At 64.8% G+C, this 19,536-nt stretch carries 17 protein-coding genes and 2 pseudogenes; 11 read left to right on the top strand and 8 right to left on the bottom strand.

All coding sequences use genetic code 11. The features are described from left to right. Nucleotides 1-56: 56 nt before the first annotated feature. Nucleotides 57-1,649 carry a DUF349 domain-containing protein gene (locus tag ACLLJI_RS11180; protein WP_434612301.1) on the bottom strand — a complete coding sequence of 531 codons (1,593 nt, stop codon included), beginning with the start codon at nucleotides 1,647-1,649 and terminating at the stop codon, nucleotides 57-59. 165 nt (nucleotides 1,650-1,814) lie between these two features. Further along, nucleotides 1,815-2,654 carry a peptidylprolyl isomerase gene (locus ACLLJI_RS11175; protein ID WP_434612299.1) on the bottom strand — a complete coding sequence of 280 codons (840 nt, stop codon included), beginning with the start codon at nucleotides 2,652-2,654 and terminating at the stop codon, nucleotides 1,815-1,817. 305 nt (nucleotides 2,655-2,959) lie between these two features. Between ACLLJI_RS11175 and hisS the strand changes: the two genes are divergently transcribed. Both hisS and aspS read left to right on the top strand, forming a co-directional pair. Next, entirely contained in the window at nucleotides 2,960-4,327 is a 1,368-nt protein-coding gene (hisS, locus tag ACLLJI_RS11170; RefSeq protein WP_434612297.1) for a histidine--tRNA ligase, read from the top strand. 221 nt (nucleotides 4,328-4,548) lie between these two features. Continuing rightward, entirely contained in the window at nucleotides 4,549-6,321 is a 1,773-nt protein-coding gene (gene aspS / locus ACLLJI_RS11165; RefSeq protein WP_434612295.1) for an aspartate--tRNA ligase, read from the top strand. A 114-nt stretch (nucleotides 6,322-6,435) separates the two neighbouring features. Here aspS and ACLLJI_RS11160 read toward each other — a convergent pair whose 3' ends face one another. From ACLLJI_RS11160 to ACLLJI_RS11150, 3 genes are all read right to left on the bottom strand, one after another. After that, nucleotides 6,436-6,591 carry a hypothetical protein gene (locus ACLLJI_RS11160; RefSeq protein ID WP_434612293.1) on the bottom strand — a complete coding sequence of 52 codons (156 nt, stop codon included), beginning with the start codon at nucleotides 6,589-6,591 and terminating at the stop codon, nucleotides 6,436-6,438. 79 nt (nucleotides 6,592-6,670) lie between these two features. Further along, the gene (locus ACLLJI_RS11155; RefSeq protein ID WP_434612291.1) at nucleotides 6,671-6,985 is read right to left on the bottom strand and encodes a hypothetical protein; all 315 of its coding nucleotides are present in this window, start codon (nucleotides 6,983-6,985) and stop codon (nucleotides 6,671-6,673) included. A 216-nt stretch (nucleotides 6,986-7,201) separates the two neighbouring features. Beyond that, nucleotides 7,202-7,984 (bottom strand): acVLRF1 family peptidyl-tRNA hydrolase, encoded by a 783-nt coding sequence (locus ACLLJI_RS11150; RefSeq protein WP_434612289.1) that lies wholly within the window; start codon nucleotides 7,982-7,984, stop codon nucleotides 7,202-7,204. A 107-nt stretch (nucleotides 7,985-8,091) separates the two neighbouring features. On the opposite strand from ACLLJI_RS11150, the gene ACLLJI_RS11145 reads away from it, so the two are divergent. Then, nucleotides 8,092-9,531, top strand: coding sequence for a replication-associated recombination protein A (locus ACLLJI_RS11145; RefSeq protein ID WP_434612287.1), 1,440 nt, complete (start codon nucleotides 8,092-8,094; stop codon nucleotides 9,529-9,531). Between the two features lie 75 nt (nucleotides 9,532-9,606). Here ACLLJI_RS11145 and ACLLJI_RS11140 read toward each other — a convergent pair. Then, a pseudogene (locus ACLLJI_RS11140) lies at nucleotides 9,607-9,762 on the bottom strand (IS982 family transposase); the annotation flags it as partial. Between the two features lie 174 nt (nucleotides 9,763-9,936). After that, nucleotides 9,937-11,105: pseudogene (locus ACLLJI_RS11135) on the bottom strand (IS701 family transposase). Between the two features lie 343 nt (nucleotides 11,106-11,448). On the opposite strand from ACLLJI_RS11135, the gene ACLLJI_RS11130 reads away from it, so the two are divergent. The 3 genes from ACLLJI_RS11130 to ACLLJI_RS11120 all read left to right on the top strand — a co-directional run bounded on the left by ACLLJI_RS11130 (nucleotide 11,449) and on the right by ACLLJI_RS11120 (nucleotide 14,162). Beyond that, nucleotides 11,449-11,937 (top strand): hypothetical protein, encoded by a 489-nt coding sequence (locus ACLLJI_RS11130; RefSeq protein WP_283559345.1) that lies wholly within the window; start codon nucleotides 11,449-11,451, stop codon nucleotides 11,935-11,937. Then, entirely contained in the window at nucleotides 11,934-13,223 is a 1,290-nt protein-coding gene (locus ACLLJI_RS11125) for an ArsB/NhaD family transporter (RefSeq protein WP_283559346.1), read from the top strand. Before ACLLJI_RS11130 ends, ACLLJI_RS11125 begins: the two co-directional genes overlap by 4 nt. Before the next feature lie 816 nt (nucleotides 13,224-14,039). Then, the gene (locus ACLLJI_RS11120) at nucleotides 14,040-14,162 is read left to right on the top strand and encodes a hypothetical protein (protein WP_434612284.1); all 123 of its coding nucleotides are present in this window, start codon (nucleotides 14,040-14,042) and stop codon (nucleotides 14,160-14,162) included. 7 nt (nucleotides 14,163-14,169) lie between these two features. On the opposite strand, the gene ACLLJI_RS11115 is transcribed toward ACLLJI_RS11120, so the two are convergent. Beyond that, the gene (locus ACLLJI_RS11115) at nucleotides 14,170-14,535 is read right to left on the bottom strand and encodes an SDR family oxidoreductase (protein WP_283559347.1); all 366 of its coding nucleotides are present in this window, start codon (nucleotides 14,533-14,535) and stop codon (nucleotides 14,170-14,172) included. Here ACLLJI_RS11115 and ACLLJI_RS11110 point away from each other — a divergent pair. The 5 genes from ACLLJI_RS11110 (at nucleotide 14,519) to alaS (ending at nucleotide 19,524) form a co-directional block, all read left to right on the top strand. Then, a complete protein-coding gene (locus ACLLJI_RS11110; RefSeq protein ID WP_434612282.1) occupies nucleotides 14,519-15,010 on the top strand; it encodes a hypothetical protein in 492 nt (163 codons plus the stop codon). The two genes, ACLLJI_RS11115 and ACLLJI_RS11110, sit on opposite strands and share 17 nt — an antisense overlap. Nucleotides 15,011-15,318: 308 nt before the next feature. Continuing rightward, nucleotides 15,319-15,945, top strand: a complete 627-nt coding sequence (rpsD, locus tag ACLLJI_RS11105) for a 30S ribosomal protein S4 (protein ID WP_283559349.1) — start codon at nucleotides 15,319-15,321, stop codon at nucleotides 15,943-15,945. A 169-nt stretch (nucleotides 15,946-16,114) separates the two neighbouring features. Next, a complete protein-coding gene (locus tag ACLLJI_RS11100) occupies nucleotides 16,115-16,492 on the top strand; it encodes a DUF948 domain-containing protein (RefSeq protein WP_283559350.1) in 378 nt (125 codons plus the stop codon). Between the two features lie 53 nt (nucleotides 16,493-16,545). Then, a complete protein-coding gene (locus tag ACLLJI_RS11095) occupies nucleotides 16,546-16,803 on the top strand; it encodes a DUF6167 family protein (protein ID WP_434612279.1) in 258 nt (85 codons plus the stop codon). A gap of 39 nt (nucleotides 16,804-16,842) precedes the next feature. After that, the gene (gene alaS / locus ACLLJI_RS11090) at nucleotides 16,843-19,524 is read left to right on the top strand and encodes an alanine--tRNA ligase (RefSeq protein ID WP_434612277.1); all 2,682 of its coding nucleotides are present in this window, start codon (nucleotides 16,843-16,845) and stop codon (nucleotides 19,522-19,524) included. The last annotated feature ends 12 nt before the right edge of the window (nucleotides 19,525-19,536 follow it).

Here is a 19,536-nt window from a genome sequence, read left to right as displayed (position 1 = left end):
TGTGGACAACTACCTGCGGGGGCCTCTGGCGCCTTCGCGGACAAGCGCTTTTGTTTCTACTCGAAGTCCTCTGCGGCCTTCTGGATCTGTTCCAGCCACTGCTCCCGCGCAGCCAACGCTTCCTGCGCCGTCTTCAGCTTGCGCTGATCGCCGGCCTGCTCCGCCGTGGCCAAATCATCCCGCAGCCCCGCGATCGTCGCTTCCAGCTGGGAGAGCGCACTGCTGGTCCGCGCCTTGGCCTCCGGGTCGGTCCTGCGCCAGTTGTCGTCGTCGGCCTTGCGGACCGCCTCCTCAATCTGGCGCAGGCCGGCCTCGACCCGCTGCATATCGGCGCGCGGGACCTTTCCGGCCTCTTCCCACCGGTCGCGGATGGACTGCAGCGACTTCTTGGTGGCCGCGAGATCCTTGATCGGCAGCAGTTGCTTCGCCTCGATGATCAGCGCTTCCTTGACCACCAGATTGCCGGCAAATTCCTGATCCAGTGCTTCGTTCACGCTCTGTCGGGCGCCGAAGAATTTATCCTGTGCGCCGCGGAAGCGGGCCCAGAGTGCGTCGTCATCCTTGCGGCTGGCCCGCGGAGATGCCTTCCACTGGTCCATCAGACGGCGGTATTCGCCGGCCGCGTGCCCCCAGTCGGTGGAGCTGGCCAGTTCCTCCGCCTCCGCAATGAGCTTCTCCTTGGCGGACTTGGCCGCCGAGTTATTACTGTCCAGTGCGGAGAAATAGGCACGGCGGTGGCGGTCAAAGATCGTTCTGGCCGCCCGGAACCTCTTCCACAGGGCTTCTTCAGTGTTCCGGCCCAGCCGCAGACCGCTCTTTTGCGCCGTCTTCCACGTTTCGAACAGCTCATTCATCCGGGCGCTGCTGGTCTTCCACTGGATGCCGTCCGGGTTCTGGCGGGCGATCTCCTCGGCCTCCGCCACAATCGCCTCACGGGACTTCAATTCCACAGCGCGAGCCGCGTCATGCTCGGCGCGTTCGGCCGCTTCCAGGGCCTTGACCTTTACGGTCAATGCTTCCAGCCGCTGCTCGGCTGCGCGGATATCGCCCACGGAGTTATGCTCCGAGAGCTGCTCACGGAGATGGCCGATTGTCTTGTGCATGTCGGCGGCAGGTGCTTTTGCGTCGACGCGCTGCTCCAGCAGGGTGATCTGCGCTGCGATATCGTCAAATTTCCGGGCGAAGTAGGAAAGGGCCTCGTCGCGGCTTGCGCCGGGATACTGACCGACGGGATGCTCTTCCCCGTCGAGCACCACGAAGACATGTCCGTCCTCTTCCGCGCGGCCCCACTTGGCCGCCTCGGCCAGGCTCATGCCGGTCAAAACGGGGCCAGCGACCGGTGCGGCCGGGCCGCTGGCCGGCCGTGGAGAAGGCACAGCGGCGCGCGGACGGCCAGCGAAGGCTGCCGGCGAGGGCACTTTCGCGGCGGCGCGGTCGGCGGGGGGTTTCTCAGCCGAATTCTGTGCCGAGGGGATCGGCTTTTCTCCGGGAGCGTCCTCGGAGTCTCTTTCCGGTCCGGGAACGGGGGCTTCTTCGTTTACCCCGGGAGCCGAAGCTTCCGGGACAGCTGATGCGTCCGTTGCAGGTCGGTCGGCCTCTTCCACTGCGTGGATCGTGGCCCTGTCGTCGGGTTGCTGACTATCTGTCACCGCTAAAAGTCTTTCGCTGGAGGGTCATCGTGCACTGCTGAACTATATACACTTTGCTGCGCTACATACTCTGTCGTTTTCTCTTTCGATTAGTCGATCGTTTGGTGGTAGAGCCCGGATGCATATGGCTTTTCCACCAGAGGCAACCGGACCGGGCCACCCGATTTACTGGAGCGTAAACGAGTCTATCGTTACCGGTGTCACAGGGGCCCCATCCGTGGTCCCGCCGGTGATGCCGGCGTCGGCGATCTTCTGCACCACGTCGAGCCCCGAGGTTACTTTGCCCATGATGGTATAGCCGCCATCGGTCTGCGGCAGCACGGTGTCCTTGTACACAATGAAGAACTGCGTGCCGTTGCTGTAGGTGCTGCTGCCGCGGGCCACCGCGATTGAGCCGGCCGGGTATTTCCCGTCCGCCGGCGAGTTTTCCACCGGACCCCACTGGTAGCTGGGATCGCCGGAACCGTCGCCTGTCTTCGAGCCGCACTGCAGGACACCGAAGGTGTCGGCGTTGGTCAGTCGGTGGCAGCTCAGGCCGTTGAAGAAGCTCTCATCGGCGAGGGACTTGAAGACTGCGGCGGCCTGCGGAGCCGCGGTTCCGTTGATTTGGATGCCCAGGGGCGAGCCGTTCAGACTCAGTTCGCCGGTGAATGTTTTGCCGTCCGCGGTCGAAGCCGGCGGGATGTTCGCGGTGTTGGTCCCCGGGGCAGTGGCGGTCGCTCCGGCGGATGGCCCGGCCGAGGGTGTCGCGGAGGTCGCAGCCGATGGCGACGCGGAGGCGTCCAGACCGGCCTCTGCGGTTGCGGTCTGATCCGCCGTCGGATTGTGGCTAAAAACCGTCAGCTGAAGAATCACGGCCAGCACGACGACGGCCACAATCGCCACCGCGGCGGCCACGTTGTCCCGTTTGCGCCGGCGGGCCTGCCGCTTGCGGAGCCCGCGCTTGGCCTCCATAATGGCAATCCGTTTCCGGTTCTCCCGCGCGTCGCGTTTGGTGCTCGCCAAGGTTCTGCTCTCCGTCCTGGCGATTGTGGCGCCGTGGCAGCGGACTGGCCTCCGCCGCGGCAGCGGACCGGCTCCCGATTGGGACCGGCATGTCCGATGGTTCTAATGTCTGTTCGTCAAACTGGTTCGTGATGGCGCCGCTGAACCGCATAAAATGGCTGCCGCAGACAGTTTACCCATGTAATCGCTGTGAGAACCTTAGAAGACTCCCGGTAAACTGCCGTGTTTCGCAGCCTAACTGCACCGTTCATCGGCCCAGCGCGGCCCCTTCGGCGGCCATCCGCCAGAAAAGGAGAGCTTCACCCATGGCACGCAACGCCTCCCTGTCCGGTTTCCCCGAGTGGCTACCTCAGGAACGGCTGGTGGAGCTCCATGTGCTGGACATCCTGCGGCGCACCTTCGAACTGCACGGTTTCTCCTCCATTGAAACCCGGGCCGTGGAAACCGTGGGACAGCTGCTGCGCAAGGGCGAAATCGACAAAGAGGTCTACGCCCTGAGCCGGCTGCAGGAGGAGGAGTCCGATACCAAGCGCGAAACCACGTCCGATGCGAAAGCGGACGCCGCGCTGGCCCTGCATTTCGATCTGACCGTGCCTTTTGCCCGCTATGTGGTGGAAAACGCCGGTTACCTCGCGTTCCCGTTCCGGCGGTACCAGATTCAGAAGGTCTGGCGCGGGGAGCGGCCCCAGGACGGCCGGGCCCGTGAGTTTACCCAGGCGGATATTGATGTGGTGGTCGACGGCGAGCTGCCCTTCCGGTACGACATTGAGCTGGCGCTGGTCATCGTGGAGGCGCTGTCCGCCCTGCCGATTCCGGCGTTTAAACTTCGCGTCAACAACCGGCGACTGGCCGAGGGGTTTTATCGCGGGATCGGGTTGGCGGACACCGCTGGCGTGCTGCGCAGCATCGACAAGCTGGACAAGATCGGCGCGGAGGCCGTCGCGGAACTGCTCAAAGCCGAGCTCGGTGCCACGGACAGCCAGGCCAGGGCCGCGCTGGCCCTGGCCTCGATCCGGACCGAGGACACGTCTTTTGTGGACCAGGTCCGCGCACTGGGAGTTGCAAACGAACTGCTCGAACAGGGGCTCGGCGAATTGGAGCAGGTGGTTTCCGCCGCAGCCTCGCGCGCGCCCGGTTCCGTCGTGGCGGACCTCAGCATTGCCCGCGGCCTGGATTACTACACCGGAACCGTCTACGAGACGGTGCTGGTCGGGCACGAAAACCTCGGCTCGATTTGTTCCGGCGGACGCTATGAGTCGCTGGCCACGAAGGGCAACAGGAGTTTTCCCGGCGTCGGGTTGTCCATTGGCGTCACCCGGTTGGTCTCACGCATTGTCGGACAACACCTGGCTGTCGCCTCACGCAGTGTTCCGACGGCAGTCCTGATAACTTTGGCGGACGATGACAGCTGGCCGCAGGCCCAGGATGTGGCTTCAGCCCTGCGCGGCAGGGGAATCGCCACAGAGGTAGCGGTCAAAGCGGAGAAATTCGGCAAGCAGATCAAATATGCGGACCGCCGGGGCATACCGTTCGTCTGGTTTACTGCCGAGGACGGCAGCCACCAAGTCAAAGACATCCGCAGCGGCAACCAAACGGCAGCGGACCCGGCCAGCTGGGCACCGCCGGCCGAAGACCTCCAGCCGCTGATCGCCGTCGTCCCTTCCACCCCCTGACCCAACTAGGTCGCAGCACCTGCACGCAAACCGCGTTTTGACTGCAGGTGCTGCTACCTAGTTGGGAAGGGGACGGGGTCGGGGCTGGGATGAGGGAGGGCAGGGCATTCGACGGTAAACTCGAGGACGGCTGGAACATCGGGCAGCCACCATATTTGTCATCGGCTATTCGCCATCGGCCCGCGGTGCCATACTGCGGCCGAACCATTGAAAGGAATGCTGTGCTGCGCACACATGACCTTGGCTCGCTAAGGGCCGAGCAAATCGGACAAACTGTAACCCTCTCCGGTTGGGTTGCCCGGCGTCGGGATCATGGTGGCGTGGCCTTCCTGGATCTGCGGGATGCCTCCGGAATCGCCCAGATCGTGGTGCGTGAAGAAGAAGTTTTCCACGCGCTGCGCAACGAGTATGTTCTGCAGGTCACCGGTGCCGTGCAGCAGCGCCCCGAGGGTAACGGGAACCCGAATCTCGCTACCGGCGACATTGAGGTCATCGCGGACACCGTGACGGTGCTCAACGAAGCGGCGCCGCTGCCGTTCCAGATCGACGAGCACGTCGAAGTGGGCGAGGAAGCCAGGCTCAAGCACCGCTACCTGGACCTGCGCCGGCCGAATATGCAGCGGAACCTCCGCCTGCGCAGCGAAGCTAACCGCGTTGCCCGGAATCTTTTGCATGAGCAGGGCTACGTCGAAATCGAAACCCCCACGCTCACCCGCTCCACACCGGAGGGGGCGCGTGACTTCGTAGTCCCGGCCCGATTGGCTCCGGGATCCTGGTACGCCCTGCCGCAGTCGCCGCAGCTGTTCAAGCAGCTGCTGCAGGTGGGCGGCTTCGAGAAGTACTACCAGATTGCCCGCTGCTACCGGGACGAGGATTTCCGCGCGGACCGCCAGCCTGAGTTCACCCAGCTGGACATTGAGGCCAGTTTCGTGGACCAGGATGACATCATCGCCCTGGGAGAGTGCATCGTGTCGGCGCTCTGGAAGCTGATCGACGTGGAAATTCCGCTGCCGATCCAGCGGATGACGTACTGGCACGCGATGGAGAAGTACGGCTCGGACAAGCCGGATCTGCGGTTTGGTCTGGAGCTGACCGAGCTGACGGACTTCTTTAAGGACACGGACTTCGGCGTCTTCAAGGCTCCCTACGTTGGCGCCGTCGTCATGCCCGGCGGGGCCTCGCAGCCGCGGCGGACGCTGGACGCGTGGCAGGAATGGGCCAAACAGCGCGGCGCCAGGGGCCTGGCTTACGTTTTGTTCAAGGACGACGGCGAACTGACCGGTCCGGTGGCAAAGAACCTCACCGATGCGGAGCGGGCCGGCCTGGCGGAGGCAGTAGGGGCGAAGCCCGGAGACTGCATTTTCTTCGCCGCCGGAGAAGTGGGGCCCTCCCGGGCACTGCTGGGCGCGGCCCGCGTGGAAATCGGGCACCGGACCGGACTGATTAATCCAGCAGACTGGGCGTTCGTCTGGATCGTGGACGCACCGATGTTCGAATCCGCGGCAACAGCAGAGGCATCAGGCGATGTGGCCATCTCCGGCGGCGCATGGACGGCCGTGCACCATGCCTTCACGTCTCCCAAGCCGGAATTCATGGAGACCTTCGACACGGATCCGGAATCCGCTCTGGCCTACGCCTACGACATCGTCTGCAACGGCAATGAAATTGGCGGCGGGTCGATCCGTATCCACCGCCGGGACATCCAGGAACGCGTCTTTGAAGTCATGGGACTTTCCGCTGCGGAGGCGCAGGAAAAATTCGGCTTCCTGCTGGAAGGATTCAAGTTCGGTGCTCCGCCGCACGGTGGCATTGCCATCGGCTGGGATCGTGCCGTCTCGCTGCTCGCCGGGGCGGATTCCATCCGGGATGTCATCGCGTTCCCGAAGTCCGGCGGCGGATACGATCCCTTGACGGCGGCCCCCGCACCCATCACGGCTCAGCAGCGCAAGGAAGCCGGTGTGGATTTCAAACCGGAGACCAAGCCGGCGAACTGACGCGGTCAGGCTAAGGGCGCCCGCACGGGGCGCTGGCGCGGGCCTTGCCCGCGATGTTATGCAGCAGGAAAGGCTGGCGGGTCGGAACCCGCCGGCCTTTCGTGCAGTGTTGGGTTAGAACCGCGAGGACAGCCCCTTGCGGTCAGCGGCGGCTTCCCGCGCCTCGAGCTCGGTGACAATCCGGTCGTAGTGAGTCCGCGTTTCCGGATTGGGGAAGTTGCGGTCAAGCTCCTGGAAGAGTCTGTTTGTCAGCGCCCCCAACTCGTTCATGGACAGGCCGGTGAGGTCCCGGGGGACCGACCGGACGCTCGTCCACATCACAGTCGGGGGAAGCGCACTATTTGGGGCCTCATGCTACCGAGTCGTAGCTGAGGAAGTTCGCCGGTTCCGGGCATGCAGGCAGCGGGATGGGAACGATGACGTTGAAGGGATCCGACGCCAAGCCCGTGCCAAGGAACTTCAGGTAGTCCAGCGCGCCTTGGTCAACGTGCCAGGCAGCGGACATGTCCACGCTGATGACCGGGCACCCGATGAGTTCTCCAGTGCGCCTGATGATGGGAAGCAGGGCCGTGGCGTTGGCGTCCGTAACACATCCGCTGACGGCAATAACGGCCGATGCCGGTTCGATGTTCAACCGGACGACGACACGCAGTTTGTGATCCACAAAAACTCCCATTCAAAACGGCTTTGTGGCCAACTGCTTAGCCGCTCCTTGACTATAAATCGTTCCCTACACAACCGCAAGGGCACTACGGGCACAACAGCAAGGGCACTACCGGGGCACCGCCTCTACGTGGGATTCAGGGCAGAGGGCCGCGGCAAAAGGCCAGCGCGACAGGGCAGGATGGCAGGGCAGGACGATAAGAAGCGGTGCCGTCGGCTACCGGAGCCGGGACGGCGGGTCAGTGACGTCGATCCGTACCGCCCGCAGATTCCGTGCTGCCTGCTTGAGGACCGCGGTCTTCGGATCCGCAACGTCCAAAAACCGCAGCTGGGGGAGGACCAACAGAAACGTGGCCCGAGGCTCGGCGAGCAGCAGCCGTGAAAGTTCGCGGTCGCCGCCCAGAACCAGATATTCGGCCGTGCCCGGGGGCGGCCCGGAGTCCTGACCGGTGCCGCTGCCCGTACCCGTACCCTTAGCGGCAGCGGCACCGATCCCGGTTCCAATCCCTGTTTCAGTCCGGGTCCCGGCGCCGGTCCCAGGCTCGGGTGGCTGCGGTCGGAGGATGCGTGCCGCATGGCCGGCGACCACCTCGAGCATGGCATCGGCCTGGTTGGCCCGACGCCGCGCGAATCGCTGTTGGGACCAGCCTCCCGCCGCCGTGCGGGACTGGATATACCGGCTGCCGGATTTTGACACCAGCACCTCACCGTCCCGGCACAAGCCCACGGCATAACCGCCCCGTCGCACCAGGACGACGGCGACGGTACGGCTTTGGGCGGCGAGTGAGGCGAGCCTCTCCAGTGCCGTGGCGCCGCGTCCCGGTCTGCCGTCGGCGGGCCATGGTGGCCGCAGTACCGCGGTGGCGCCGTCGGCCGCCGTTAGCAGGACGCCGTCGTCGTTCTGGTCGCAACGCAGCGCGCCGTGTGCGGCGGCGAACCGTTCCGTCCAGCCGGGAATCCGGTCGGGGGAAACCAATGCTGTGCGGGAGACGGGGGTCATTTGCGCAAGCCTACCCGCGCCCTGCGCGCGCGCCCGCACGTGCGCCTGCACCCGTGCCTCGGACCGCGGAGCGTGGGCGGCAGCGGATCGGAGGATAGCCTTGGCAGGTGACCGATCTTTTCGACAGTGCTTTTTCCGACCCGGACGACGGCCAAGACCCGGCGAACGAGGAGTGGCAGGGCCAGGGCATCCCCGCCCGTCCGCGCAGCCCGCTGGCGGTGCGAATGCGTCCGCGCAGCCTGGACGACGTGGTCGGCCAGCAGCACCTGCTCGGCTCTGGATCGCCGCTGCGTCTGTTGGCTTCCGGCGCCCAGCAGACCGGCCCGGCCGGTCCCAGCTCGGTCATCCTGTGGGGGCCGCCGGGCACGGGTAAAACCACGCTGGCGCATGTCATCGCCCGCGGCCCGGGACGGAAATTCGTGGAACTCTCCGCGATCACCGCCGGCGTCAAGGACGTCCGCAAGGTCATGGATGAGGCGCTGACCGCCCGGGATCTGCACCGGCGGACCACCGTACTGTTCCTGGACGAGATTCATCGATTCAACAAGGCCCAGCAGGACGCTCTGCTTCCCGGCGTGGAAAACCGCTGGGTGGTGCTCATCGCGGCCACCACCGAGAATCCGTCATTTTCGGTGGTTGCGCCGCTGCTGTCGCGCTCTTTGCTGCTGACGCTGCGGCCGTTGACCGACGACGACGTGCGCGCGCTGGTTTTGCGGGCGGTGACGGACCCGCGCGGCCTGTCCGGCAAGGTCAGGCTCAGCGAGGAGGCCCTGGATCATCTGGTCCGCCTGGCCGGCGGCGACGCCCGGCGTGCGCTGACCACGCTGGAGGCTGCAGCCGGCGTTGCCCATGCCGATGGCGGCAGCCCCGGGAAGGCAAACGCCGGATCCAGCCCGGAACCGGTGCTGGTGGAGCTCAGCCACGCCGAACGGGCGGTGGATGCCGCGGCCGTGCGCTACGACCGGGCAGGCGACCAGCACTACGACGTGATCAGCGCCTTCATAAAATCCATCCGGGGCTCGGACGTCGATGCGGCCCTGCATTATCTGGCCCGCATGCTGGAGGCGGGGGAGGACCCTCGGTTCGTGGCGCGCCGCATTATCATCTCCGCCGCCGAAGATATCGGCATGGCGGATCCAACCGCCCTGCAGACGGCGGTGGCGGCGGCCCAAGCGGTGGCGCTGATTGGCATGCCGGAGGCCCGCATTGTGCTCGCCGAGGCGGTGGTTCATCTGGCCACGGCACCGAAATCGAACGCGGCCTATCTGGGCATCAACGCGGCCATTGCCGATGTCCGGGCCGGGCTTGGCACGATGATCCCGGCCCCGTTGCGTGACGCCCACTATCCGGGATCCAAGCAGCTTGGCCACGGCAAGGGCTACATCTACTCCCACGACGAGCCGCATTCCGTCGCCGCTCAGCAGTATCCCCCGGATGACCTGGTGGGTAGGGACTACTATCAGCCCACCGCGAACGGCGCGGAACGTGAGATCTCCGCCCGACTGACCCGGCTGCGCGGCATCATCCGCTCAAACGACGCGAAATAGCGCTGCAAATGCGCGCTGCCAGATGGCTTCCGGGCAGGCCGAATGTTCTCAACCGCCGATGGCCCGGACAGCAAGACCACAGAAACAGCGGGAGTGGGAGGCGCAGTAACCGTCCCCGGCGTGGCCGGACAGATCGGATCGTTTGACCGTTTCCCGTGACATGCCGCAGGGCACCGAGGTGGAGTCGAGAAGGCGCAGGATCTCGTGCCAGGACGGGGTGTCCCGGGCCAGCAATTAGCAGACCCCCGGCGCGAAGGCGCCCGGGGTCTGTTCTGCAACAAGCCGGATTAGGACTTACTCATCTACTAGTACTTTGTTAGGTTGGGGCGCGTGAGTGGCAGTGGGGGCAGTAACCGAGCCAAACGGCGAGGACTTGTTGGAGTTCTCTGATGATGCCGTACAGGCTCAGGCGGCCCCAGCTGCTTTTGGGTTCTTGAGCCGCAGCCTGGTGATGAAGAGGTGGGCCGCGGTCACGAGGGCGACGTGGCGGTGCCAGCCGGTGAAGGAGCGTCCCTCGAAGCGGGAGAGTCTGAGTCCGGTCTTGAGTTCGCGGTAGTCGTGCTCGATGCGCCACCTCATTTTTGCGAGTCGGACGAGGGTCTTCAGCTTCGTGTCGGCGGGCAGGTCTGAGAGCCAGAAGTCGGTGGGTCCGGGTTCGCTGGGCGGCCATTCGGCGAGCATCCACTGCTCGGGCAGGGACCGTCCTCATTCAGCGGGATGTCGCGGTTGGCGGGGCGGATGCGCAGGGCCAGGAAGCGTGATTTCATGGCCGCGCTCCGGTTGCCGGGACCGGTCATGATGCCGTGGCGCCACGTGGCCTGATGGAGCTCTTTGCGTTCCGCGGCGAGGGCCAGCTCCCGCAGCGAGGATGGTTTCTCCCGGTACCGGTCCGCTCCGAGGGCCCGCGCCCGCTGTAGGGTGCGGGTTCGGGCACGGCATGGGCCGGGTGGGCGCTGGTGGAGGGCTTGACCGCCAGCACGTACCCGATGCGCCGGTCGGCCAGGCCCTGGCGGAACGCGGTGATTTCCCCGTACCCGGCATCGGCCACGACCACCGGCGGGACCGGTCCCCAGACGGTGGCCTCATCAATCATTTCCAGGGCCTGGGACCATTTCGTGCGGTGCCGGACCGTGTCCGGGATCCCTGCCCGGGACCGCCGTTCCTGGATCCGGGAGGCGTCCTCGTTCGTCTCCGCGCAGGTATCGTCCCAGTCCTCGGGGACGAAGAGCCGCCAGTTCAGAGGGCACGAGGCCACATCGGTGGCCCCGTGCAGGCTGACGCCGATCTGGCAGTTCCCGATCTTCCCCAACGTGCCAGAGTACTGGCGGGCCACACATGGGGAGGCCGGCCCGTCCTTTTTGAACCCGGTGTCATCGATTACCCAGGCCTCGGGCCCGATCGTTTCCACTGCCCTCACCCATGGGCTGCATCGACTTGCGTCGGCCATCGAGCATCAACCCCCGCAGGTACAGGCTGCCCTTGGCCCGCTGGTCCTTGCGCGGCAGCGACGCGAAGACCTCGCCCACGAAGTCCTCCAGCTCGGTCCGCACCGCTGCGATCTCGTCATCCTTCACGATCCGAAATTACACGATCCGAAATTAACAGACCCGCGACAGGATTAAAAGAGCAACACTCAAAACCTAACAAAGTACTACTAGGATGCTGAGTCATGGACCATGTCATCGAAGTGCAGGGCCTCCGGAAGTCCTTTGGCGGCCGCGAAGTCCTGCATGGCATCGGCTTCAAGGTGGAGCGGGGCGAGGTATTCGGCGTCATTTGGACCTAACGGGCGGGCAAGACCATTACCATGGGCTTGCCTGTTGGGATATCTGAACACGCCGACAAACCCCAACCAAGCCCAGGAAACCGGTGGTTGGATGGGACTACGTTCTGTCCCCCGAGGTATGAGGAGCCGCTATGCGCGCAGCCGACCTGCAAGTTGCTTTACCCGTTGTGCGCCGTGAGACCAATGCGGTGGAAGCCGGACGCCTGATCGCGGATAGCGGACTGGTGGGGCTGGTTATTGCAAACAAGCTGGGAGTTCCCACAGCGATAGTCTCGGCCGTGGACGTGCTGCGGCTGATGGTGCCCGGTTACCTTCTGGATGACGTGTCGCTGGCGGCCGTGTTCGACGAGGCCGGGGCCGCTGAGTTGTGGGAACATCTTGCCGAACGGACCGTCGGGGAGATGCTTGACGATGAGGGCGTTGCCGTCCGCAAGATCCTGACCATCGAGTCCGACGCGGAGCTGGTCGAGATCGCGGCGCGCATGGTCGATGCCCGCACCCAGATTGCCCTGGTCCGCGACTCGCCTCGGGATGCCCCGATGTTTGTCACTCTTCCCGCCGTCATCAAGACCGTCCTGGCCAGCGCCGGCGCTCCTGACTCACGGAGCGAGGAGCAGTGACGGGCCAGGTCATTCTTGCTCTCGGTGTCTTTCTCACAGCGTATGTTCTGATCGCTACCGAAAAGCTGCCCCGGATGACCACCGCGCTGGGCGGCGCAGCTGCAATGGTGCTGATCGGTGCCACCAATGACACGGGAATGTTTTTTTCGGAGGAGAGCGGGATCGACTGGAATGTCATCTTCCTGCTGCTGGCCATGATGATTATTGTCGGCATCCTCCGGCAGACGGGACTCTTCGAGTTCCTCGCGATCTGGGCGGCGAAGAAGGCCCGGGGCTATCCGTTCCGGATCATGGTGATCCTGGTGGTCATCACGGCCGTGCTCTCGGCACTTCTGGACAACGTCACCACAGTGCTGCTCACCGCCCCCGTCACCCTCCTGGTTTGCGAGCGGCTCGCCGCGCCGCCCGTTCCCTTCCTGATCGCGGAGGTGATGGCCAGCAACATCGGCGGCACGGCAACGCTGATCGGCGACCCTCCAAACATCATCATCGCCAGCCGCGGGGGCCTGACCTTCAACGACTTCATCATCAACCTCGCGCCCATAATCGCGGTCCTCCTCGTCGTCTTCATCGGACTGTGCCGCTGGATGTTCCGCTCAGCCTTCCGTTTCCATCCGGACCGGGCCGCGCGGGTCATGGCCCTGAACGAGAAGGAGGCTTTGGGCGAAAGGTCATTGTTGATCAAATCGCTCGTGGTGGTGGGCCTGGTGCTGATCGGTTTCGTTGCCCGGCCGCTGTTGGGCCTCGCACCGTCCCTAGTCGCGATGCTCGGCGCAGGCCTCCTCATCCTGCTCGCCCGGCTTGAACCGCGAAAAGTGTTCGGGGACGTCGAATGGGAGACGCTGCTGTTCTTTGCGGGCCTGTTCATCATGATCGGTTCCCTGGTCAACCTTGGAGTCATCGACGCAGTGGGCAACGCCGCCGCTTCTCTCATCGGGGACAACTACGACGTCGCCGCCGTCGCAATGCTCGCAGGCTCGGCTTTCGCGTCCGGCATCATTGACAACATCCCCTACGTGGCCACACTCGCTCCGATTACGCATGACCTTGTGGAGGCAGGAGGCGCCGCAGCCAAGCCCCTCTGGTGGGCGCTGGCCCTCGGGGCGGACCTCGGCGGCAACGCCACCGCAGTGGGAGCCAGCGCAAACGTCGTCGTCATCGGGATAGCTAAGCGCTACGACCACCCCATCTCGTTCTGGACGTTCACCAAATACGGGCTGGTGGTCACCGCCGTCACCGTAGGGCTCTGCGTGCCCTACCTGCTCCTGCGGTACTACCTGTTCTGACGACACCAGGTTTCCTATGGTCTAGCGGATGACTGTGGCCGCGGCCACATAGCCAATGATTATCGCCAGCCAATAAGGACAGGACGGTCGCACTTCAGCCGTTCCCGCGGGCCGCGGCCTCTCGAACCGACTGGGCTCAACGCCATCTGTAGCAACACACGCATTGTTGGCGAATCCCGCCGGGGCAGACGTGGGAGTCAAGGCCACATCCAGATCGTGATTTACCCGGCGAAGGGAGGCACCCAACGGGAACCCCTGCCAGGACTGCCGTTAGTGGAGGCATCCCTCAACGTTTTCTCGATCCGGACCGTCATCGGGCCCGATGACGGACGCGGCGTAGCGGGCGTTACTTGCGGAAACGGCGCCGGCCCATCGAGTGGCAGCTGTAATTTCCGGCCCGGTGAGGCGCGAGAGGATGGCGGGAAGCAACTGCCCCGCCAGCGCGGTCAGGACTCCTGACCGGACGGTCTGGGAGGTAACGTGGGGGGCTATTCCGATCAAATTGAGGCGCTTGGTGATCGCTTGGCAGACACGCCGCTACGCGGGCATTACCAAATGATTCTTCGATAGCAGCTACGCGGGCATCTTTGATGAGTCAACGCGGGGACTCGACAGTAGAAGCAGCACCATTTACCGTAAGCATCAGCGCGGCCTTCCGCGGTAGATCGGCCCGGCATGGAGCTTAGAAAATCTGATGCCGGGCCGATCGTCTTTAACAGGTCATCGCCAGCCTCGCGCCGACGACCACACAAAACAAGACCTCACGCCATCAACCGCCCATCGTCACCAACTATGACGGCCTCAGCACCAGATCAGATGACGCATAACAGCAGCCCGAACAGAATCCTTAGCGCCAACCACTGTTACCCTGCAGCTCAGAACCCGGGTACCAGCGAGCCGGCGGCCGTCGACGGCGAGCACGGTACCGGTGATGAATGAGGACGCGTCAGAGCGCAGCCCCGGCGATCTCCACGACTTGGCCAACCGGCCGAAAAAGAAACCTTCCGCGCAGACTGACGGCGATCGCGCTGTCGAGCTGCTCACTGGTCCACCCGGCCGTCGGAGCGGGCGGCCGACCTCCGCCTGCTGCATTGTTGACCGCCACGTCGAGCCACCCGAACTGTGACCCAATGCCGGCCAGGAGCCCGCAGACCGACGGCTCGCTCGTCAGGTCGGCCGGCATCGCCACGGCAAGTCCACCGCTACCGGTGATAGGCTGCACCTGCCGTGACAGGGCTGCGGAATCGTGAGAGGCGAGTACGACATACGCGCCGGCTCCGGCCAGAGCCGCGGCGATGGCCGCGCCGATCACATGGCTCGCGCCGGTGAACAGTGCGACCTTCCCGTCGAGGCGTCCGGAACTGGTCATCTTTCCTGTCGATTCGCGGCGGCCGGTTCTGCGGGAGGAGGAAGCCGACCGCAATGAGCCAAGGGAGGCCGTCAAACCGCCCGACCGGGAGCAGGATCTGGAGCGGCGCGATGGGCACGGAGAGGAAGCTCAGTTCGGACAAGCCGGCGACGAGAAAACCCAGGCCGACGACGTAACCGAGGCCGCCGGCGATGAATCCGAGAAACGACAGGGCGTGGGTGAGCGTCACGTCGGTGGTGATCTCGGGGTGGCTCAGAACCCAGCTCAACAGAGCCGAGAGCTTGAGAAAAACGGTTGCGCTGATGCCGTCGGAGAATCCGATGCCCGGCCCGGGGACGCGTACACCAAGGCGAAGCTGACGCGCGTAGATGGTTGCGGCGAAGATGCCCAGGGGCACAACCCAGCTCGCCGGCGCTAACGCTCTCGACACGGACCTCCACCAGGACACCAAATAGGCGCCCCAAATAACTGCTAGAATCGTTGGTGCACTGGCAAGCCTTGGCTCCATACCTGCTGCCCTTCCTGACTTTCCCGCCTGTTCGATCCGTCGAACCAGCCAGATCAGCGATGCAGGTATGCCCAGCGGTTGCAGCAACGGGCAGCGGTAGCCCTAGCTCTCCATGATGGAGGCCGGAAACATAATCAAGCATTGGCATTGTCCGTTCGGGTATTTATCCGTTCGGCTGATGGCAGCGAGCTTTACCGCATGAATATTGGAAGGACAACGTGGCTAACAACCTACGTGCCCGTCGCCAGGCCCGCCTCTCGCGGTCCCTCGGCATCGCTCTTACCCCCAAGGCAGCTAAGTACCTCGAGCGCCGCCCCTACGGTCCCGGTGAGCATGGCCGAGCCCGCAAGAAGCAGGACAGTGACTACGCAGTTCGACTGCGTGAAAAGCAGCGTCTGCGCGCCCAGTACGGCATCCGCGAAGCACAGATGACCCGTGCCTTCGAGGAAGCCAAGCGCACCAAGGGGCTGACCGGTGAAAACCTGGTGGAGTTGCTGGAAATGCGTCTGGATGCCCTCGTGCTCCGTGCCGGCTTCGCCCGCACGACGGCTCAGGCACGCCAGCTTGTGGTGCACCGTCACATCATGGTTGACGGCGCCCGCGTGGACCGCCCGTCATACCGTGTTGCCGAAGGCCAGCTCATCCACGTGCACCAGCGCAGCGAGACCATGGTCCCCCTGCAGGTTGCAGCGGCCGGCGCACACCGCGACGTGCTGCCCATGGTTCCCGCTTACCTTGACGTCAAGCTCGAAAGCCTCCAGGCCCGCCTCGTGCGCCGCCCGAAGCGCTCCGAGGTCCCCGTGACCTGCGAAGAGCAGCTGGTTGTTGAATTCTACTCACGCTAAATCCGTTTAGCCCACAGTAGATCCGTTGCGGCGACCCCGGATCGGAAGCAGGACGGGCAGAAGCCTGTAGAGAAGCCCGCGGCACGCGCCGCGGGCTTCTTTGTAGGTAAGGTACTAACGGAACAGAACGCAGATTTTCCTACCCCCCAAAGAGAAGAGGCGGCGCACCATGTCCGGTGGAGATATTGCAGGCTTGATAGCGGCAGGCGTTTTCGCCGTGCTGGTGGCCATTCTGGCCGTCCCCGTATTCAAGCTGGGCCGGGTGTTTGATGAAGTCCGGCGCACCATCGCGACCATCAGCGAGGGCACGACGCCGCTGATCGACGAGGTGACGGCGACGGTCTCCACGACCAACGCCCAGCTGCAGAAAGTGGACGGAATTTCCAACAACGTCTCTGACGCCACCGCGAATATTTCCGCACTCTCCTCGTTGCTGGCCGCAACGGTCGGATCGCCTGTAATCAAGGTCGCGGCCTTCTCCTACGGCGTGCGGTCCGCCGTGTCGGGGCGCCGCAGCAGCAGATCCCGGCATTTGCGCAGCCGCTAGAGGCCGCCGCTATCCGCCAGCCGTGCTGGCGCAGATCAAGGAGTTACCAGACCATGAAAAAGATTTTCTGGCTCGGCGTGGGTATTGCCATCGGCGCCATCGCTGTCCGCAAGGTGACACAGGCACGTAGTGCCCTCGGTCCCGCCGGCCTGAACCGGGCGGTCGGTCAGCTCAGCGACAGCATCCACAATTTTGCCGACGCCGTGCGGGAGGGCATGAACGAGCGCGAAGGCGATCTGCGCGGAGCACTTGGGCTCGACGCGGCCGATGCTCCCGGCATCGATCAGCAGAACCGCCGATACACCCACTGAGTTCTTTAGTCATTCACCAACGAAGGGTCCCCCAGGATCATGCAGTCGCAGGAAATCGCACGCCGATGGACCAATTTTTTCACCAGCAAGGGCCACGTCGCAGTGCCCTCCGCCTCGCTGGTTTCCAGCGATCCATCGCTGCTGTTTACCGTCGCGGGTATGGTTCCCTTCATCCCTTACCTCACCGCCCGTGAGGAGGCTCCCTTCAGCCGTGCCGTGAGCGTGCAGAAGTGCATCCGCACCGGCGACATTGAAGAGGTCGGCAAGACCGCCCGGCACGGCACGTTTTTCCAGATGTGCGGCAACTTTTCTTTTGGTGATTACTTCAAAAAGGAAGCCATCGGCTACGCCTGGGAACTGTTGACCGGCAGCATCAGTGAGGGTGGTTTCGGTCTGGATAAGGAACGCCTTTGGGTGACCGTGTATTTGGACGACGACGAGGCGGCGTCGCTCTGGGTGGAAGCCTCCGGTCTTCCCGCGAAGCGGATCCAGCGGATGGGGATGGAGGACAACTACTGGTCCACCGGACAGCCTGGTCCCGCCGGCCCGTGCTCGGAGATCTACTACGACCGCGGGCCGGCCTACGGCCCGGAAGGCGGCCCCGCCGTCGACGACGTGCGCTACATCGAAATCTGGAACCTGGTCTTCATGCAGTACCAGCGCGGCGAAGGGACCGGCAAGGACAACTTTGAGATCCTCGGTGAGCTGCCCAAGAAGAACATCGACACCGGGCTGGGGCTGGAGCGTCTGGCGTTGATCCTGCAGGGCGTGGAGAACTTTTACGAAACGGACCAGGTCCGTCCGGTGTTGGACGCCGCTGCCCTGCTCGCCGGCAAGGACTACACCAGTGCCGAGACCGTCGCGGATCCGCACCACACCGACGATGTGCGGATGCGGGTGGTGGCGGACCATATCCGTTCCGCCCTGATGCTGATTTCCGACGGCGTCACCCCTTCCAACGAAGGGCGCGGCTATGTGCTGCGCCGGCTGATCAGGCGTGCCGTCCGCGCGATGCGCCTGCTGGGCGTGGAACGTGCCTGCCTGCCGGAGCTGTTGCCGGCGTCCCGTGATGCGATGAAGGGTGTCTATCCGCAGGTCGAAGCGGATTTCGAGCGGATCGCCCGGATTGCCTACGCCGAGGAGAAATCCTTCCTGCGCACCATTGCCAGCGGCACCGCCCGGATGGAGGAGGCGGTCGCAGAGTCCAAGGCTGCGGACAAGCCGCTTTCCGGTGCGGAGGCCTTCGCGCTGCACGATACCTACGGCTTCCCGATCGATCTGACCCTGGAGATGGCCGAAGAGGCCGGGCTGGCCGTGGACGAGGCCGGGTTCCGGTCGTTGATGCTGGAACAGCGGCAGCGTGCCCAAGCCGATGCCCGCGGAAAAAAGAGCGGCCATGCGGACCTCTCCGTGTTCCATGAGCTGCTGGCGGACGGAACGACGGTCTTCACCGGCTACGACGAGCTGGACGGGGAATCGCGCGTCCGCGCCATCCTCTCCGGCGGCCGGAAGGTTGCGCAGGCAGCCACAGGCGATGAGATCGAGATTGTGCTGACCGAAACGCCGTTTTATGCCGAGGCCGGCGGCCAGGCCGCCGATACCGGGCTGATCACCGGTGACGGGTTCGTCGTCGAGGTTCTTGACGTGCAGAAACCCGTTAAGGGGCTCAGCGTGCACAAGGCAGTAATCCGTGAGGGCGAGCTGCCTGCGGACGCCCTGGTCCGGGCAACGGTGGACCGGCAGCGCCGGCACGCAGCGGAGCAGGCCCACACCGGCACGCACATTGTGCATGCCGCACTGCATCAGATTCTCGGCCCGGAGGCGCTGCAGCGCGGCTCCTTCAATAAGGCCGGGTATCTGCGCTTTGATTTCGCCTGGGGCGAAGGATTGAGCCCTGCCACGCGTTCCGAAATCGAGGAAGTATCCAACATCGCCATTCGCAATAACTACCGGGTGGACACCCGGATCATGGCGTTGGCGGAGGCCAAGACGCTGGGCGCTACGGCACTGTTTGGTGAGAACTATGGCAGCGAGGTGCGCGTGGTGGAGATCGACGGCGCCTGGTCCCGCGAGCTCTGCGGCGGCACGCACGTGGCCAACACGTCGCTGATCGGCAGCCTGACGCTGCTCGGCGAGCAGTCGGTGGGCTCCGGCAACCGCCGTGTGGAGGCATTCGTCGGGATGGACGCTTTCCGCCACCTGGCCGCCGAGCGGGCGCTGGTCACCGAGTTGAGCGAGATGCTCAAGGTCCCCTCCAACCTGCTGCCCGAACGGCTCGCGGCGACGCTGAGCAAGCTGCGCACGGCCGAAAAAGAGCTGGAGCGCCTGCACAAGGAACAGCTCACCGCCAAGGCCGCGGCGCTGGCCGGTACGGCGCAGGACCGTGCCGGCATCAAGGTGATCGCGCACGACGCCGGCGCGATCGGCGGCGCCGATGACCTGCGCGCGCTGGCCCTGGATCTGCGGGACCGGCTCGGCTCCGATCCCGCGACGATTGCCGTGGCCGGGATCGCGAACGGGCGCCCGATGGTGTTGGTCGCGACCAACCCTGCCGCGCGGGACGCGGGCGTGAAGGCCGGGGCACTGGTGAAACTGGCGGCGGGGATACTCGGCGGCGGCGGCGGCGGCAAGGACGACGTCGCACAAGGCGGCGGCAGTGACCCCGCGCAGGTGACCGCGGCCCTGACCGCCGTCGTCGGCGCGATCGAGCAGCGGGCTTAGAGCCGCCGTCGT

This window comes from Arthrobacter sp. A5, assembly GCF_051131705.1.
Lineage (GTDB): Bacteria > Actinomycetota > Actinomycetes > Actinomycetales > Micrococcaceae > Arthrobacter_M.
The sequence above is the reverse complement of the archived record's forward strand: the minus strand, read 5'-3'. Positions and strand labels throughout refer to the sequence as shown.